Source organism: Ruegeria sp. HKCCD9138 (genome assembly GCF_057220975.1).
In genome coordinates this window covers 415,126-431,197 of the sequence record NZ_JBWVAZ010000001.1, presented here as the reverse complement: position 1 = coordinate 431,197, position 16,072 = coordinate 415,126, and the positions used below count along the sequence as shown (strand labels likewise).

Annotated in this window: 16 protein-coding genes; 12 read left to right on the top strand and 4 right to left on the bottom strand. The window is 56.5% G+C overall.

The features are described from left to right. Window positions 1-123 precede the first annotated feature (123 nt). Entirely contained in the window at window positions 124-672 is a 549-nt protein-coding gene (locus tag AC2TEL_RS02150; RefSeq protein WP_480901606.1) for a redoxin family protein, read from the top strand. 50 nt (window positions 673-722) lie between these two features. On the opposite strand, the gene AC2TEL_RS02145 is transcribed toward AC2TEL_RS02150, so the two are convergent. Both AC2TEL_RS02145 and AC2TEL_RS02140 read right to left on the bottom strand, forming a co-directional pair. Further along, the gene (locus AC2TEL_RS02145; protein WP_480901605.1) at window positions 723-1,646 is read right to left on the bottom strand and encodes a LysR substrate-binding domain-containing protein; all 924 of its coding nucleotides are present in this window, start codon (window positions 1,644-1,646) and stop codon (window positions 723-725) included. Between the two features lie 59 nt (window positions 1,647-1,705). Then, a complete protein-coding gene (locus tag AC2TEL_RS02140; protein ID WP_480901603.1) occupies window positions 1,706-2,827 on the bottom strand; it encodes a DUF6456 domain-containing protein in 1,122 nt (373 codons plus the stop codon). A 252-nt stretch (window positions 2,828-3,079) separates the two neighbouring features. On the opposite strand from AC2TEL_RS02140, the gene AC2TEL_RS02135 reads away from it, so the two are divergent. Beyond that, window positions 3,080-3,367 carry a DUF6477 family protein gene (locus AC2TEL_RS02135; RefSeq protein WP_480840216.1) on the top strand — a complete coding sequence of 96 codons (288 nt, stop codon included), beginning with the start codon at window positions 3,080-3,082 and terminating at the stop codon, window positions 3,365-3,367. Here AC2TEL_RS02135 and AC2TEL_RS02130 read toward each other — a convergent pair whose 3' ends face one another. Beyond that, a complete protein-coding gene (locus tag AC2TEL_RS02130; RefSeq protein ID WP_480839393.1) occupies window positions 3,368-4,912 on the bottom strand; it encodes a trimethylamine methyltransferase family protein in 1,545 nt (514 codons plus the stop codon). Between the two features lie 126 nt (window positions 4,913-5,038). Then, the gene (locus tag AC2TEL_RS02125) at window positions 5,039-5,479 is read right to left on the bottom strand and encodes a GNAT family N-acetyltransferase (protein ID WP_480839391.1); all 441 of its coding nucleotides are present in this window, start codon (window positions 5,477-5,479) and stop codon (window positions 5,039-5,041) included. A 92-nt stretch (window positions 5,480-5,571) separates the two neighbouring features. Between AC2TEL_RS02125 and guaA the strand changes: the two genes are divergently transcribed. The 10 genes from guaA to AC2TEL_RS02075 all read left to right on the top strand — a co-directional run bounded on the left by guaA (window position 5,572) and on the right by AC2TEL_RS02075 (window position 16,066). Beyond that, the gene (gene guaA / locus AC2TEL_RS02120; protein WP_480901602.1) at window positions 5,572-7,131 is read left to right on the top strand and encodes a glutamine-hydrolyzing GMP synthase; all 1,560 of its coding nucleotides are present in this window, start codon (window positions 5,572-5,574) and stop codon (window positions 7,129-7,131) included. A gap of 97 nt (window positions 7,132-7,228) precedes the next feature. Then, the gene (locus AC2TEL_RS02115; RefSeq protein ID WP_480901601.1) at window positions 7,229-8,134 is read left to right on the top strand and encodes a DMT family transporter; all 906 of its coding nucleotides are present in this window, start codon (window positions 7,229-7,231) and stop codon (window positions 8,132-8,134) included. A gap of 122 nt (window positions 8,135-8,256) precedes the next feature. Then, window positions 8,257-9,423, top strand: a complete 1,167-nt coding sequence (locus AC2TEL_RS02110) for an OmpP1/FadL family transporter (RefSeq protein ID WP_480839385.1) — start codon at window positions 8,257-8,259, stop codon at window positions 9,421-9,423. Window positions 9,424-9,523: 100 nt separating this feature from the next. Further along, window positions 9,524-10,420 (top strand): DMT family transporter, encoded by an 897-nt coding sequence (locus AC2TEL_RS02105; RefSeq protein WP_480840214.1) that lies wholly within the window; start codon window positions 9,524-9,526, stop codon window positions 10,418-10,420. Window positions 10,421-10,469: 49 nt separating this feature from the next. Then, entirely contained in the window at window positions 10,470-11,342 is an 873-nt protein-coding gene (locus AC2TEL_RS02100) for an ATPase (RefSeq protein WP_480839383.1), read from the top strand. Window positions 11,343-11,380: 38 nt separating this feature from the next. Next, window positions 11,381-12,298: a homoserine O-acetyltransferase MetA gene (metA, locus tag AC2TEL_RS02095; RefSeq protein WP_480839381.1), complete on the top strand. Its 918-nt coding sequence runs from the start codon at window positions 11,381-11,383 to the stop codon at window positions 12,296-12,298. Beyond that, complete coding sequence (locus tag AC2TEL_RS02090; RefSeq protein ID WP_480901600.1) at window positions 12,288-13,241, top strand: alpha/beta fold hydrolase; 954 nt, start codon at window positions 12,288-12,290, stop codon at window positions 13,239-13,241. The genes metA and AC2TEL_RS02090 overlap by 11 nt, the downstream gene beginning before the upstream one ends. Window positions 13,242-13,289: 48 nt before the next feature. Further along, complete coding sequence (gene ppk2, locus AC2TEL_RS02085) at window positions 13,290-14,159, top strand: polyphosphate kinase 2 (protein WP_480901598.1); 870 nt, start codon at window positions 13,290-13,292, stop codon at window positions 14,157-14,159. Window positions 14,160-14,284: 125 nt separating this feature from the next. Next, window positions 14,285-15,316: a sterol desaturase family protein gene (locus AC2TEL_RS02080; protein WP_480839375.1), complete on the top strand. Its 1,032-nt coding sequence runs from the start codon at window positions 14,285-14,287 to the stop codon at window positions 15,314-15,316. 135 nt (window positions 15,317-15,451) lie between these two features. Further along, entirely contained in the window at window positions 15,452-16,066 is a 615-nt protein-coding gene (locus AC2TEL_RS02075) for a TetR/AcrR family transcriptional regulator (protein ID WP_480839373.1), read from the top strand. The last annotated feature ends 6 nt before the right edge of the window (window positions 16,067-16,072 follow it).

Here is a 16,072-nt window from a genome sequence, read left to right as displayed (position 1 = left end):
TCGTATTCCCGTGGGAATTCCATAATATAGAATTATTCGCGTTTGCAGCACATCTGGCGTTGAAGCGAATTTAGAATCCTTATAAATCGACATCGAAACGCACCGATTCACAAGAGGTTGAACATGAAATCCGGTACCAAACTGCCTGACGTGACCTTTCACACGCGCGTTCGCGATGACGCAATCGAAGGACCCAACCCGTTCCGTTGGGAAGACAAGACAACCGCCGACTACTTCGCGGGCAAGCGCGTGATCCTGTTCTCTCTGCCGGGTGCCTTCACTCCCACATGCTCGACCTACCAATTGCCCGGATTCGAAAATGGCTTTGCTGATTTCGCTGCAAAAGGCATCGACGACATTTACTGCATGTCGGTCAATGACAGCTTTGTCATGAACAAGTGGGCGCAGGATCAGGGCCTTAAGAACGTCAAGGTCATCCCGGACGGTTCGGGCGAGTTCACCCGCAAAATGGGCATGCTGGTCGACAAGGACAATCTGGGCTTCGGCATGCGCTCGTGGCGTTATGCGGCCATCGTCAATGACGGCGTGGTCGAGGCGTGGTTCGAAGAGCCCGGCCTGATGGACAACTGCCCGGAAGACCCCTATGGCGTGTCCTCGCCCGAAAACCTGATGAAGCATCTGGACGAAGCACGCGAGCCGGCTTTGGCCTGATCCGCGTTCCCGACGCTGCGTTGAGGCCCGCCCACGGCGGGCCTTTTTCTTTACGCGCGGGTTTTTTTGACAATCTCCTCGCCGACCACTCGCATCACCTGCACCAGTTTCCCAAACCAGTCTTCCCTTTCCGTGGATGACCGGCGCACCAATCCGATCGTTCTGGCCGGTTGAGGCTGACCGAAGCGCAGTAACCTGAGACCGGGCACAGCCTCGGACTCGGCCCGAGCCGCCAGTTCAGGCATCAGCGTCAGGCCAAACCCTTCGGCGACCAACCTCGACAAAGTTGCCAACGAGGAAGCACCCATGTTTATCTGACTGCTGTTCCGGTCTTGACCACAGACTTCAAGGGCCTGATCCGTCAGGCAGTGACCATCTTCAAGCAACATCAACTGAGCGGTTCGCAAGTCCACCGGGCGCAGCGCCTCGGGGCTGACGGTCAGACGGTTCAGGCGGGACTGGCTGCCGGCCAGAAGGAATCTGTCCTGAAACAACGGTTCTTCGACCAGCCCCTCTCCGCCGGCCGGCAAGGCCAGAACCGCCGCATCGATCTCACCCGAACGGAGTTGGGACAACAAGCGTTCGGTTCTGGATTCAAGGATCTGAACGCGCAGGGAAACATCGCTGGAACGCAATCCCGCCAGAACGCCGGGCAGCAGGTACGGCGCCACAGTTGGAATGATACCGAGAGACAGGGACCGATGTCCGCCCGAGTGATCACGCGCAAACCTGTCCAGCCGGTCCGCCGAATCCAACACTTGGTTTGCACGATCCAATACATCGCGGCCCAACGGTGTCAGCAGGATGTCGCGGGCCTGACGTTCGAACAATGGGCCGCCGATCGTCTCTTCCAGCGTCTTGATCTGCACAGACAATGCGGGCTGAGATACGTGACATGCCTGTGCCGCGCGGCCGAAATTACGTTGTTCGGCAACGGCGCGGAAATATTGTAGCTGCCGAAGGGTGAAGTTCATAACCCCTGATTATCACTTGCGGCCCTTTTCGCAAGTTCCCCAAATGACCCGGCTGAATTTTAACCGATCATGCGATCCCGCTCGGTCAGATCCTCATAATGACGCTTGAGCCGCTGCAACGCGATGCGTAGCACGATCTTTCCGGATCGCGCAGACCACCCCATCCGTTTTTCAGCCAGTTCCAGCCCCTCAAGATAGCAGCAACACCGCAGGGCGACATCGCTCAAACCCGGACCCAGTTCCGCCAAAGCCTTGGCAACACGGTCTCGCGCGGCAGATGACCCTTGTGCCAAAGGTGTTGACGTCTGAACATCTCCACGGCCGCCCCCTGTCAGGAAGCGATCCCAGTTCTGGGCAACCTGTGGACCAATCTGAGCCAGTTCGAAGTCTTCGCGCAGGCGCTCCCCGGCGCTGACGAGGGTTTCGTCCAGAAAGGGCTTTCCGTCCCGGTCACGCCGCCGGGACAATGCAATCAAGGGGCTTTCAGCCGCGCTGTATCGCGCGCGAGCCGGTCGTTTCAGTTGCGTCGTACGAGAATCCAGTCGAATGCCAGGCGCCTGGAAGGGTGTCTGCGCCTCTGCCATGCCAAACTCGTTCTGCGTCCGCGCCCGATTTTCGGACTCTGCAATCAAATGGCCTAGCGCCGCGCGCCCTGACGTCGAAATTCTGTACCGTGAAATTCGGCCGGGATTGTCACAGGAAATCCAGTCCTTCAAAGCCAAGGCCTGGGCAATCTTGCCTTCAACGACCGCAGTCTTTGTGGCTCCGTTCTCGCCGTTGTCGCGAACAACAACCGCCTTGTCCATATCTTCGGCCACAGCCAGAACCGCGCCGGTTTCACAAAGACGCCGCAGCACGCGCAGCGCTTCTCGGTGGAATTCTTCATCCCTTGCAGCCAACGGGTTTTGGACGTCATCCGCGTTGAGCATCGGGAACAACGTCTGAGTTTGTACGTCCTGAGGCTGAAAATGCGTCTCGGCCAATGCCTGCAGGGCTGCATCCACCAATGGGTCGTCCCGGCGCATTTCAATTCTGCGGATCTGGCGCAATATGGTCGAAGCATGGCACCCCGCCGACCGTGCAATATCGCGTATCGACCGGCCCGATTCCGTGTGGGCGAGATATCGTTGCGCCCCTTCGGGAACCCATGCGGGAACGGTGGATGCCAAACTGTTTTCCATAGTTTCATGCCCTCGTCGACAAAACAAACTGCCAATGTTCGTCGTCGGATTCTTAGTTAACCAATTCTAACTAGAGTCGCTTTTGTTACTCGTTCGTTAACCACAGACGACACGAAGCAGAATTGATTCAAAAAGATAAACACTCGTGAAACCATCGTTCGGCACGAAGGCTCACAAAGCAACACCCGCTTAGGTTGTGCCACAACATCAGCGACTGACTGGCATGAAAGGAACGTTCACGTGCAGGACCTGATGAGCATGATCACCACACTCCGTCGCCCCCGCCTGCTGACGCGCGCCGCCAAGTTCGGCGCACAGGATTATGACCGCGAACGGCACTTGCAGCGGATCTTGGGATATGGGTCTCTGCCCGGTTCAGGCGCCGCTCTGATGCGGCTGATGGAGCTGGAGCGGGAGGTCAATCAACAACGGCAAGAGGATGACGCAGCCTATTCTCTGGTTCGTCATCTGGATTTGATGATCGCTCTGATTGGCGAGGCGCAACTGTTTCAGGCCAGCCGCGCCTCGCTTTACGGATGATCAGGAAAAGGCGTCCGGCATGGACGCTTTCTTCTCGGCCACGTAGGCATCCAGTGCTTCTTTGATCGACGGGTCGAGCTGTGGCTGCTGATAGTTGGCCAGCAGGTGTTCGACCCGAGCCGAGGCCAGCGTCCTTGTATCGCGGCCACCCTCTTCTTCCCATGTCTCGAAGGGCTTGTAGTCCAGCACTTCCGTTTTCCAGAAGGCTTCCTTGAAGTTGGCCTGCGTGTGGGCACATCCGAGATAGTGACCACCCGGCCCAACTTCGCGGATTGCGTCCATGGCCTGCGCGTTTTCGTCATACGCAACGCCTTTGGCCAAACCGTGCAGCACACCCAACTGGTCGGCATCCATGACGAACTTCTCGAAATCGGCAACCAGACCACCTTCGAGCCAGCCGCAGGAATGCAGCATGAAGTTCACACCCGCCATCAGACCCATGTTCAGCGAATTCGCCGTTTCATAGGCCGCCTGCGCGTCAGGCAGTTTCGATCCGCAGAACGACCCCGCAGAACGATACGGCAGGCCAAGGCGACGGGCCAGTTGACCGGCCCCGTAAGTCACCAACGAAGCTTCCGGCGTGCCGAATGTCGGTGCGCCAGAGTTCATGTCGATCGACGACACGAAGGCACCGAAAATCGCTGGCGCGCCTGGACGGACGATCTGGCTATAGGATACACCGGCCAGAACCTCGGCCAGAACCTGCGTCAGTGTCCCTGCGACCGATACCGGTGCCATTGCGCCACCAACGATGAAGGGCGAAATGATGCAAGCCTGGTTGTTCTGGGCATAGACCTCCAGCGAGCCCATCATCACGTCGTCGAAAGTCATCGGCGAGTTGATGTTGGTCAGCGAAGTCATCACCGTGTTTTCCTGCACGAACTCTTTGCCGAACAGAATCTCGCACATCTCAACTGAATCCTGCGCGCGGCTGGGGTCGGTGACCGAGCCCATGAACGGCTTGTCCGACAGCGTGATATGCGACATCAGCATGTCCAGGTGACGCTTGTTCACCGGCACGTCGGTCGGCTCGCATACGGTGCCGCCCGAATGGTGCAGCCATTTGGACATGTAAGCCAGCTTCACGAACTTGTTGAAGTCGTCCATTGTCGCATAACGCCGACCACCATTGGCGTCGCGCACAAACGGAGGACCATAGACCGGGGCCAGCACCATGTTGCGCCCACCGACAACCACGGATTTTTCCGGATTGCGGGCGTGCTGAGTAAACTGGCTGGGTGCCGTTTTGATCAACTCACGAGCCAACCCGCGCGGAATGCGAACACGCTCACCATCGACATCCGCGCCTGCATTGCGCCAGCGTTCCAACGCGGCGGGGTTGTCGACGAAGTTGACGCCAACTTCCTCCAACACCGTTTCCGCGTTGTGTTCGATGATTTCCAAGGCCTCTTCATTGAGGACTTCGAAATTCGGAATATTGCGTTCGATGTATTTTGCGGTTTCGATGACAACCGCTGTGCGCTCTGCCCGACGAGCGGCGCCACCGCCGCCCCGAGCTCTGCGCCGGGTGTTTGCCTCTGCCATGAGTAAATCCGGTTTGTCTGGTTCCTTTGGATATTTTGTTACATGAACAGCTTTCGCCGCCGAAGGTAGTTTACGGCGCTATCGGGGGAAAAGCGACATCCGCACCGCGCGCTGAAAGCGCTTAATTCAGTGCACGGGTTTTTCCATCAGAACCTTGTTTCCCCGAGTTTCAAGTTCTTGCCAGCCCAAGTGGCGATACATGGAACGGGTGCCATCCATCAGCCGGTGGGTGCTAAGCCTGAGACGGGACTGGCCAGCTTCCTGCGCGGCAGATTCGGCCACGTTCAAAAGAAGCCGGCCAATACCCCGGCCCTGTGCATCCGGGCTGACGGCCAGGTTGTTTATCATCATAGCACCGGGCACTTCGCCAAATACGATCACGCCCAGGACTTGCGCGTCTTCTTCGATCACAAATACGCTGCGGGTTCTGATTTCTTCGTCAATCCCGCTGGTGACGTCAGGCAGGTCGGGTATATCACTCATCGACCGGGCGTAAGCACTTGCAATACAGTCGCGGACTGCATCGACATCGGCCAAAGTGGCACTTCGCGGCATTATCTGTGTCATTTCGCCCCTTCTCGCTTACCGGTACAGAACTCAGGGGTTTAATTGACGTCATTGCGCTTGCACAAGCAAGACATGCGACCTAATAGCCAAGCATGACCCAAGACACCCATGACCGCCTTCTGATCATCGACTTCGGTAGCCAGGTTACGCAGCTTATCGCGCGTCGCTTGCGCGAGTTGAATGTCTATTGCGAGATTCACCCTTATCAGAATGTCACGATGGATTTCGTGCGAGAAATGGCACCCAAAGCGGTGATCTTCTCGGGCGGGCCGGATAGCGTCACGCGTGAGGGCTCGCCCCGTGCACCACAGGAAATCTTCGACTATGGCGTGCCGATCCTCGGCATCTGTTATGGCCAGCAGGTGATGATGCACCAACTGGGCGGCAAAGTCGAAAGCGGCCATGGCACGGCCGAGTTCGGCCGCGCCTTTGTCACACCGAACGGGTCACTGGATATCCTCGATGATTGGTTTGCCGATGGCGACGAACAGGTCTGGATGAGCCACGGCGATCATGTCAGCGAAATCGCTCCGGGCTTTCAGGTTTATGGCACATCTCCCAACGCGCCCTATGCCATCACCGCCGACCCGGCGCGTCATTTCTACGCCGTTCAGTTCCATCCCGAAGTGCACCACACCCCGAAGGGCGCGAAACTTTACGAAAACTTCGTGAAACTGGCCGGTTTCAAGGGCGACTGGACCATGGGCGCCTACCGCGACGAGATGATCCGGAAGATCCGCGAGCAGGTTGGCGACAAAAAAGTAATCTGTGGCCTTTCGGGTGGTGTCGACAGCTCGGTCGCGGCAATGCTGATCCACGAGGCCATAGGCGATCAGCTGACCTGCGTTTTTGTCGACCATGGCCTGCTGCGCAAGAACGAGGCTGCTGAAGTCGTTGGCATGTTCCGCGACAACTACAACATCCAGCTGATCCACGCGGATGAAAGCGAGCTGTTTCTGGGCGAGCTGGAAGGCCAGTCCGACCCCGAGACCAAGCGCAAGATCATCGGCAAGCTGTTTATCGACGTGTTCCAGAAACACGCAGACACCATTGAAGGCGCCGAGTTTCTGGCTCAGGGAACACTGTATCCCGACGTGATCGAATCCGTGTCGTTCTCGGGCGGACCGTCGGTTACGATCAAATCGCACCATAATGTCGGCGGCCTGCCCGAAAAGATGGGCCTGAAACTGGTCGAACCCCTGCGGGAATTGTTCAAAGACGAGGTTCGCGCCCTTGGCCGTGAACTCGGCCTGCCGCAAAGCTTTATTGGCCGCCACCCCTTCCCCGGGCCCGGTCTGGCCATCCGCTGCCCTGGTGAGATCACCCGCGAGAAACTGGATATCCTGCGCGAAGCGGACGCTGTCTATATCGATCAGATTCGCAAGCACGGCCTTTACGATGAAATCTGGCAGGCATTTGTCGCGATTTTGCCGGTGCGCACAGTGGGCGTAATGGGCGACGGCCGGACATATGATTATGCTTGCGCGATGCGCGCCGTGACCTCGGTCGACGGGATGACGGCGGATTACTATCCCTTCAGCCACGAATTCCTCGGCGAAACCGCCACGCGGATCATCAACGAGGTCAAGGGCATCAACCGATGCACCTATGACATCACCTCGAAACCTCCGGGAACAATCGAGTGGGAATGACCAAAAGCCGGGCACTGACCCGGCTTTTTCATTTTATCTTGCCGGCCAGAACTGTATCAAACCGATAGCTTAACCCCTGAACTTCAAGGAGCAGCTCTTGGACAGCCCCAAGGCCCAGATCGGCAAGGCCGCACTTTGGATGACAGGTGCAATCGCCTCATTCTCTTCCATGGCCGTGGCAGGGCGTGAACTGAGCGTTACGCATGACACCTTCGAGATCATGCTCTATCGCAGTATTGTCGGCCTGGTGATCGTGGCGTTGGTGCTGACAGCCACCAAGAAATGGCATCACGTTACCACCGATCGGCTGGGCCTGCACGCAATCCGGAACGGTCTGCATTTCACCGGACAGAACCTTTGGTTTTACGCCGTTAGTGTCGCCCCGCTTGCGCAGGTTTTCGCGCTGGAATTTACAAACCCGATCTGGGTCATTCTTCTGTCGCCATTGCTTCTGCGCGAGCGATTGACCGCGACCCGCGTGACAGCCGCGCTGATTGGGTTCGCAGGCATTCTGATTGTGGCCCGGCCCGGGGCAGAACCATTGAGTATCGGCGTCATCAGCGCTGGAGCCTCAGCCATATTCTTTGCGCTTACAAATATCTCGACCAAATCTCTGACCCGAACTGCCAGCATCGGATGCATCATGTTCTGGCTGACGCTCATGCAGGCGTTTTTCGGTTTAGTTGCAGCCGGTTTCGACGGGCGGTTAACGCTGCCTTCGCTGCAAACCGCACCGTTTCTACTTTTGGTCGGGCTCGCAGGGTTGCTGGCGCATTTTTGTATTACAAATGCGCTTGCGATTGCGCCGGCAACAGTTGTTGTTCCATTCGATTTCGCGCGTCTGCCAACCATCGCCATTGTGGGAATGGTGCTCTATCACGAACCGCTGGACCAGTGGACACTGCTTGGCGCGGCGGTAATTTTCACCGGGATATTCCTGAATGTCTGGTCCGAGAACCGTAACAATTCCGCAACACCCTCTCGTCCCTCCGTCCCAGAGTAACGTTCGGTTACCAGTTGACGATTTCTTTATGTCTAATGTTGTATCAGCCAATCTCATGAGCCGGGGATGTGCGCTGAAGCTTTGCGCATAGGCAAATGAACGGACAGTGTAGGGAGGACCTAATGAAAAGAACGCTTTTTCAAGCGTGCGCAATTTGCGTAGGGGCGACAGCAGTACAGGCAGGCGGTCTCGATCGAAGCGGTCAGGGTGTAAACATCCTGTTCGAAGAAGGGTCGGTAGTACAGTTTCGACTTGGCTATACCAATCCCAGCGTCAGCGGCACGATGCCGAATTTGACACCGGGCCCAAGTTTCGGACAGCCGGTCTCATCCGGCAACGTCACCAACGACTTTTTCACGCCACATCTGGCTTACAAAAGAGCGCTGAACGAAACGCTGGATTTCGCATTGATCTACGATCAACCGTTTGGCGCCGACATCGACTATGCGGCCAACTATCCGCTGTCGATCAACCCGATTCCGGGCGGTCGTTCGGATGTGCTGCGCGCAAAGGCCGACACGGACGCAATCACCGCATTGCTGCGTTACAAGTTTGACGGCGGATTCAGCGCCATTGGCGGGGTGCGCGCACAGCGGGTGAAGGCCAATGTGGCCGTACCAATTGCCGCCGGTTACGAAGTCGATACGGACGCCGAAATTGATTTCGGATATGTTGTCGGTATTGCATGGGAAAAGCCCGAGATCGCTGCTCGAGTGGCCTTGACGTACAATTCGAAAATCACTCATGACCTGTCACAGACCGAGTCACTGAACCCGCCACCTGTTCCGCCAATTCCACCGGGGACGGTCGCGACGTTCAACACAACAAGCGAAATTGAAACACCGCAGTCCATCAACCTGGACTTTCAAACCGGTGTTGCGCCCAGGACCCTTTTGTTTGGTTCGGTTCGCTGGGTCGACTGGCCGCAACTTGTATACAACCCGCCGAACTACCCGCCGACTTCGAACCTCGTAGACTACCAGGATGCGACCTTCACCTATTCGCTGGGTTTGGGCTACAGCTTCTCAGAGGAGTTTTCGGGCGCAGTCACATTGGGCTATGAATCGTCCGAAGGTAATCCGGTGTCCAACCTGGGCCCGACAGACGGGTTCTGGAGCATCGGTGTCGGTGGAACTTACTCGCTTGAAAACGCTAAGATTTCGGGTGGCATCCGCTATACCGACATCGGAGACGCAACAGCCAATGGCGCTGGCCCCAACGCCCGAGCAACCTTCACCGGCAACAGCGCGTGGAGCGTCGGGTTCCAGATCACCTACGATCTGGGCTGATCCAAGCGAAATCATCATGACAAAGCCTCGCCTCTGCGGCGGGGCTTTTTTTTCGCAAGATACGGGTCGCTATTGCTGGACGGGGATGAAAAACCAAGGGATGGAACCACAGAAGTCACTCACACTCCGCGCCTGGTCCGAGCTTGTATTGCTCGGAGTGATCTGGGGCGCCTCATTTCTTTCCATTCGCATCGCGCTGGACACCATTCCGGTCATGACATCTGTCCTGCATCGCGTGTTTTGGGCCAGCCTTGTGCTTTGGTTTGTCATTGCTTGGCAGAGACAATCCATTCCCCGTGAGCCGCGAGTCTGGGGTGCATTTCTGGTCATGGGGTTGCTGAACAATGTCATTCCATTTTCGCTGATGGCCTGGGGCCAGCTTTATGTCGAGGTCGGCCTGACCTCGATCCTCAATGCGGCGACAGCGATATTCGGTGTGCTGCTGGCTTCCGTTTTCTTTCGCGATGAACGGCTCAGTGGTATGCGATTTATCGGCGTCATCCTTGGCTTTCTGGGCGTATCAATCGCGATTGGCCTGACTAACTTCACCCAGTTCAGCCCCGGCAGCCTTGCCCAACTGGCTATCCTGGGCGGTACGCTGTCCTACGCGATGGCCGCTGTCTGGGCGCGCTTCAACCTGAGCCATCTGCCACCACAGATTGCTGCTGCGGGAATGCTGACTGCATCGACCCTGTTGATGTTACCAATAACATTGGCCCTAGACGGCATTCCAAGCCTATCCCTGCCGTGGCAAACTTGGGGAGCAATTGGGTATTACGCCATCATCGCCACGGCCGGCGCATATCTGCTGTACTACAGGGTTCTGGCGCAAGCCGGCAGCGGCAACCTGATGCTTGTCACCTTGATCATACCGCCAGTCGCCATCCTGTTGGGGGCGTTCGTGCGAGACGAAGCCCTGCCGCCGAACGCCTATTTGGGCTTCGCGGTCCTGGCCAGCGGGCTAATAATCCTCAGCCGATCCGGCAGACGAGATTGACGCCGCCGACCGCCCGTTTTAGCTAGGGCAAAACAAGGGACAGCGGAACATGATCTACGCCTCAGCTCAGGATTGGCGCAATGCTGCACGCAAAAAAGTGCTGTTCTTCGGCATGTCCGGGTTAGGCAAATCCTATGTCTCGAACCAGCTGCGAGACGCGGGCGGGTGGTTCCATTACTCGATCGATTACCGGATCGGCACCCGGTACATGGGCGAGTACATCACCGACAACGCCAAAGCCGAAGCTATGAAAGTCCCCTTTCTGCGCGATCTGCTGTTGTCGGATTCAATATATATCGGCTCGAATATCTCATTTGAGAACCTGACACCCGTTGCTGCCTATCTGGGTAAGCCCGGCAATCCGGAATTGGGTGGGTTGGAGATTTCCGAGTATCGGCGGCGCCAGGAACAGTTCCGGCTGGCCGAAATCCATGCATTACTGGATACCAAGTATTTCATCGATCGCGCGCGGAAACTGTACCAGTATCCCAATTTCATTTGCGACACCGGTGGATCGATTTGCGAGTGGGTGGACCCAAACGACCCAAAGGATCAGGTTCTTTCGGAATTGTCGCGGCATACCCTGATGGTCTGGATCAAGGGGGACGATGCGCATACTGCCGAACTGATCCGCCGGTTCGACAAAGCCCCCAAACCAATGTCTTATCAGCCAGAATTCCTGACACAGGTCTGGGACGAATACCTGTCGCTCAACGATTGCGCGGCTGACAAGGTCGACCCCGATGCCTTCATCCGCTGGACTTATTCGCGCGCTCTGGCGCATCGACAGCCCCGCTACGAGGCCATGGCAACGAACTGGGGCATCACGGTAACCGCCGACGACATCGGCAAAGTCCGCGACGCCGCTGATTTCGATGAGTTGATCGAAGGCGCCCTTGAGGCGCAGGCCAACCCGACCTAAGTTCCAGAATTCATTCGCAGCTTCAACAGCGTGACACCATGCCGATCAAGATCCCATCCGACCTGCCCGCCTTTGACGTCCTGACCCAAGAGGGCGTTATGGTCATGGCCGAAGATCAGGCCGCGCGTCAGGATATTCGCCCCCTTCGGATCGGACTGTTGAATCTGATGCCCAAGAAGATTCAGACAGAAAATCAGTTTGCGCGTCTGATTGGCGCAACGCCGCTGCAGATCGAATTGTCACTGATCCGCATGACAGAACATCAGACCAAGAATACCGCCGCCGAGCATATGGCCGAGTTCTATCATCCTTTTCAGGACGTAAAGGACCAGAAATTCGACGGTCTGATCATAACCGGCGCGCCCATCGAGCATCTGGAATTTCCCGATGTCACGTATTGGGACGAAATCACCGAAGTGTTCGAGTGGACACAGACCAACGTGCATTCCACCTTTGGCGTGTGCTGGGGCGGCATGGCGATGATCAACCATTTTCATGGCGTCCGAAAACACATGCTGGATGCAAAGGCTTTCGGCTGTTTCCGTCACAAAAACCTTGATCAGGCCTCCCCGTTTCTGCGCGGGTTCTCAGACGATTGCGTCATTCCCGTCAGCCGTTGGACCGAGATGAAACAAGATGAAATCAACGCGGCACCAGGCCTGAAAACCTTGCTGGGCAGCGATGAGGTCGGGCCGTGTCTGGTTGAAGATCCAGGCCATCGGGCGCTCTATATCTTCAACCATTTCGAATATGACAGCGACACTCTGAAACAGGAATACGATCGCGACGTGACCAATGGGACGCCCATAAACGTGCCGCTGAACTACTATCCGGACGACGACCCAAGCCAGACGCCGCAGAACAGATGGCGCAGCCATGCCCACCTGCTTTATGGCAACTGGATCAATGAGATCTACCAGACAACCCCATTTGAAATGAGCAAGATTGGCCGCTAAGATCCTGATATCCCTCTGCCTTATTCTGTTGGCGCTGGCTGCAGCCACGGCTTGGCGCGTCAATCAGAGGGAAGCCGTGGCCGAGCAATTTTTTCCTCCGGAAGGTCAGTTTGTCGACATAGGCGGGATTGCTGTTCATGCCGTGGTGATGGGCGAAGGCCCGGATGTGGTTCTGATCCACGGGTCAAGCGGAAACACACGCGACATGACATTTGCGCTGGCGCCTATTCTGGCCAAAAACTATCGGGTGATCGCGTTCGACCGACCCGGCCTCGGTTACACTGATAGCTTTAACCCTGACGGCGAAACCATTATTGAACAAGCGGAAATCTTGCAGAAGGCAGCCGCGAAACTGGGCGCGGAAAAACCCATCGTTGCCGGGCAGAGCTATGGTGGCTCGGTCTCGCTCGCGTGGGCAGTGACACGGCCCGAAAACATCTCTGCGCTTGTTCTAATCGCCCCTGCCGCTATCCCTTGGGAAACCCCGCTGGACGCTTTCAACACAATTGGAGCGACCTCAGTAGGGAATGCGCTGGCCCTGCCCTTGGTCGCGGCCTTCGTTCCAGACTGGTTCGTGACGCAGGCTTTGGATGATGTTTTTGCTCCGCAAACAGCACCCGAAGGTTACGCCGAGCACTTTGGCCCCGGCCTGACCATGCGCCGGGCATCCATGCATGCCAATGCGAAACAGCGCGCCAATCTGCTGAACGAAATCACCGAACTGCAGCCACGATACGGAGAGATTTCTGTTCCAACAGAAATCGTTCACGGAACCGCGGACACGACGGTGGGGCTCGACTGGCATTCCGAACGTCTGATCGAACAGATTCCGGGCGCCGAACTGATTGAACTGGACGGTATCGGTCATATGCCGCAGGTCGTTGCCGCCCCCGAAGTCGCCGCCGCAATAGATCGCGCCGCAAAGCGCGCGGGTTTGCGTTAACCCCATCCGTAATCCATAGTAAGTTATGGATTTTGTGGCGAGGCGTTCATGACCCGATCAGAAAAAGGCTCTATCGAAAAATACTTTCGCAAAGGTGCCCCGGATGACATTCGCAAGGCCATTGAGGACGCGAAAAAGGACGACATCCTGAACCCGACCTACCCTTACTCTGAAAGGATGAAGGGCAAAGACTACGGCAACCAGATGGAGGCACTTCAGGTCGAGCTGGTCAAGATGCAATCCTGGGTCAAGGCGACCGACCAGCGTGTTGCCATCGTCTTTGAAGGTCGCGACGCGGCCGGCAAGGGCGGGACAATCAAACGTTTCCGCGAAAACCTGAACCCGCGCGGCGCCCGCAACGTTGCACTCAGCAAACCCTCGGACGCGGAACGCAGCCAGTGGTACTTCCAGCGCTATATCTCGCACTTCCCGTCGGCCGGGGAAATCGTCTTCTTTGACCGTAGCTGGTACAATCGTGGCGTGGTCGAGAATGTCTTTGGCTTCTGTGAGCCTGACGAGCGCGAGCGGTTCTTTCGCCAGGTCCTGCCGCTTGAAACCGGCTTCGTCAATGACGGCATCCACCTCTTCAAATTCTGGCTGAATGTCGGGCGCGCGGAACAACTGAACCGCTTTCTGGCGCGCGAAACCGACCCGTTGAAACAATGGAAACTCAGCCCCATTGACGTGGCCGGTCTGGACAAGTGGGACGAGTACACTCAATCGATTGCCGAAACCCTGACACGATCGCATTCCGAACGTTGCCCGTGGACCATTGTCCGCTCGGACGACAAGAAACGGGCACGATTGGCAGCAATACGAACGGTTCTCAGCGCCCTGGACTACGACGCAAAAGACGCCGAGGTCGTAGGAGCACCCGACCCGAATATTTGTGGCGGGCCAGACATCTGGGAGACTTGAAAGAACTTACAGTTCACGCCCTGGAAGCGAGTTAGCCGTGAGACGTTGCCATATTGTCGCCCTTTTGCTGCCTAGCTCGTCTGATAATTTCAGCAAAAATACTAGAGAGCGGAAGCAGGTTTTAAATGACTGAGGACGTTTTGGCGGTGCTCCGGCACCCAATAGAGATCTTCTTTGACCCCAATCAGCGCTTGTCAGTTTTCTATATGGGCACTGCATTGATTGCAGCAGTTTTCGTGTTTTTTCGCAGCCGGGAACACACCCGCAAAAAGGGCATCAAAGGACTGCTCGACTGGTTACTGCCCTGGGATGTATTAACGCATAAATCCGCCAAGGCGGACTATGTCATGTTTTTCGTCAATAAATCTTTAATCGCAGCCATTTACGCATCAATCCTGATTCAGGCACCCTTCTGGTACCACACAGTCGACGGCATCATTGGCCCTGCACCTGCAGGCCCTGACGAGACATCGTGGGGTGTCACGGCTGTTTACACAGTTAGTATGGTTCTGGCCTTTGATGGTGCTTTGTGGGTTGCGCACTACCTATTCCACAGGGTTCCATTCCTTTGGGAGTTTCACAAGGTCCATCATTCCGCCGAGGTCATGACCCCGTTGACAGCAGCGCGAATGCACCCATTTGAAGAAGCAATTGGATCCATGATCGGCGCTTTTGGAGTCGGCGTAACGATTGCTCTTTTGGATCAGTTTTTCGGTACCGGAGCGCGATTTGTCCAGATCTTTGATCTAAATATTTTCCTTTTCGTATTCTTCCTGGCCGCATTTAACTTGCGCCACAGTCACGTCTGGCTGCAGTATCCCAATTGGTTGCAACACATTTTGGTCAGCCCTGCACAACATCAGATTCACCATTCCAAGGCCCGAAGGCATTGGGACAAGAACATGGGTTTCATCTTCGCTTTCTGGGATTGGAGTGCTGGTACTCTCTACTCGCCGAAGTCCAATGAGAACGTCGAATACGGACTTGGAAATGGAGAAGACGGAACGTGGAACGACCCTGTTGCGCTGTACCTCCGCCCCTTCAAGAACGCATACGCCTTGTTCAAGAAAGATCGGATTAGCGCGTTCGTCAGCTCGCCAGATGAACCGTCCTCCGGAATTGAAGAACCGCAGGCGGAAACCACTGAAGCCGGGTGAAATCACTGCATTGGACAGAAAGGGATATTGTTCTTCAATACCTGCGTCCAATCACACAATCGTTGGACGAACTTACCATGATACTCTATCTCTACTGTTTCGATGTTCTCCACTGCAAAGGCGCCAAAACCTCGGATGACGAAACGCGGGTATCACCATGGAAACCTTAGACAAGCCTTGATCGAGGCCGCCCTGTCGCTGATCGAAGCGAAGGGCCCGACTGGCTTTACCCTTTCCGAGGCCGCCAAGACTGCAGGCGTCACACCCGCTGCCGTTTATCGCCACTTTGAAGGTCGCGAGGATCTCATTGCCGAGGCCGCCCGCCAAGGGTTCGAAATGTTCGCGGACCTGATGCAGTTTGCCTATGACAAGGGTCAGCCATCGGCACTTGCCGCTTTCGAGGCCACAGGGCGCGCCTACCTGGCCTTTGCCCGCAAGCATCCCGGCCACTACATAGCAATGTTCGAAAGCGGCATTTCGATCAATCGGACACCGGAACTGGCCATCGCCGCGAACCGCGCCAAAAGCGTTCTGGAGAAAGCTGCCGCGGACCTGTCGCAGCACATTCCTCCGGAGAAACGCCCGCCGGCCTCGATGTTCAGCGCGCATATCTGGGCCATGAGCCACGGTGTTGTCGAACTATTTGCCCGCAACACAGGCGCTTCGTCCCCCTTTCCGCCCGAGGAACTGCTGGAATCCGGAATCGGAATATACCTCAGAGGGTTAGGTCTGCTGCCCCAAGATGACTAAAGGGAT

Bases quoted from the DNA above. Each gene is read 5' to 3' on its own strand.
- AC2TEL_RS02150 (WP_480901606.1), top strand. From the start codon at position 124: ATGAAATCCGGTACCAAACTGCCTGACGTGACCTTTCACACGCGCGTT.
- AC2TEL_RS02145 (WP_480901605.1), bottom strand. From the start codon at position 1,646: ATGAACTTCACCCTTCGGCAGCTACAATATTTCCGCGCCGTTGCCGAA.
- AC2TEL_RS02140 (WP_480901603.1), bottom strand. From the start codon at position 2,827: ATGGAAAACAGTTTGGCATCCACCGTTCCCGCATGGGTTCCCGAAGGG.
- AC2TEL_RS02135 (WP_480840216.1), top strand. From the start codon at position 3,080: ATGAGCATGATCACCACACTCCGTCGCCCCCGCCTGCTGACGCGCGCC.
- AC2TEL_RS02130 (WP_480839393.1), bottom strand. From the start codon at position 4,912: ATGGCAGAGGCAAACACCCGGCGCAGAGCTCGGGGCGGCGGTGGCGCC.
- AC2TEL_RS02125 (WP_480839391.1), bottom strand. From the start codon at position 5,479: ATGACACAGATAATGCCGCGAAGTGCCACTTTGGCCGATGTCGATGCA.
- guaA (WP_480901602.1), top strand. From the start codon at position 5,572: ATGACCCAAGACACCCATGACCGCCTTCTGATCATCGACTTCGGTAGC.
- AC2TEL_RS02110 (WP_480839385.1), top strand. From the start codon at position 8,257: ATGAAAAGAACGCTTTTTCAAGCGTGCGCAATTTGCGTAGGGGCGACA.
- AC2TEL_RS02105 (WP_480840214.1), top strand. From the start codon at position 9,524: ATGGAACCACAGAAGTCACTCACACTCCGCGCCTGGTCCGAGCTTGTA.
- AC2TEL_RS02100 (WP_480839383.1), top strand. From the start codon at position 10,470: ATGATCTACGCCTCAGCTCAGGATTGGCGCAATGCTGCACGCAAAAAA.
- metA (WP_480839381.1), top strand. From the start codon at position 11,381: ATGCCGATCAAGATCCCATCCGACCTGCCCGCCTTTGACGTCCTGACC.
- ppk2 (WP_480901598.1), top strand. From the start codon at position 13,290: ATGACCCGATCAGAAAAAGGCTCTATCGAAAAATACTTTCGCAAAGGT.
- AC2TEL_RS02080 (WP_480839375.1), top strand. From the start codon at position 14,285: ATGACTGAGGACGTTTTGGCGGTGCTCCGGCACCCAATAGAGATCTTC.
- AC2TEL_RS02075 (WP_480839373.1), top strand. From the start codon at position 15,452: ATGACGAAACGCGGGTATCACCATGGAAACCTTAGACAAGCCTTGATC.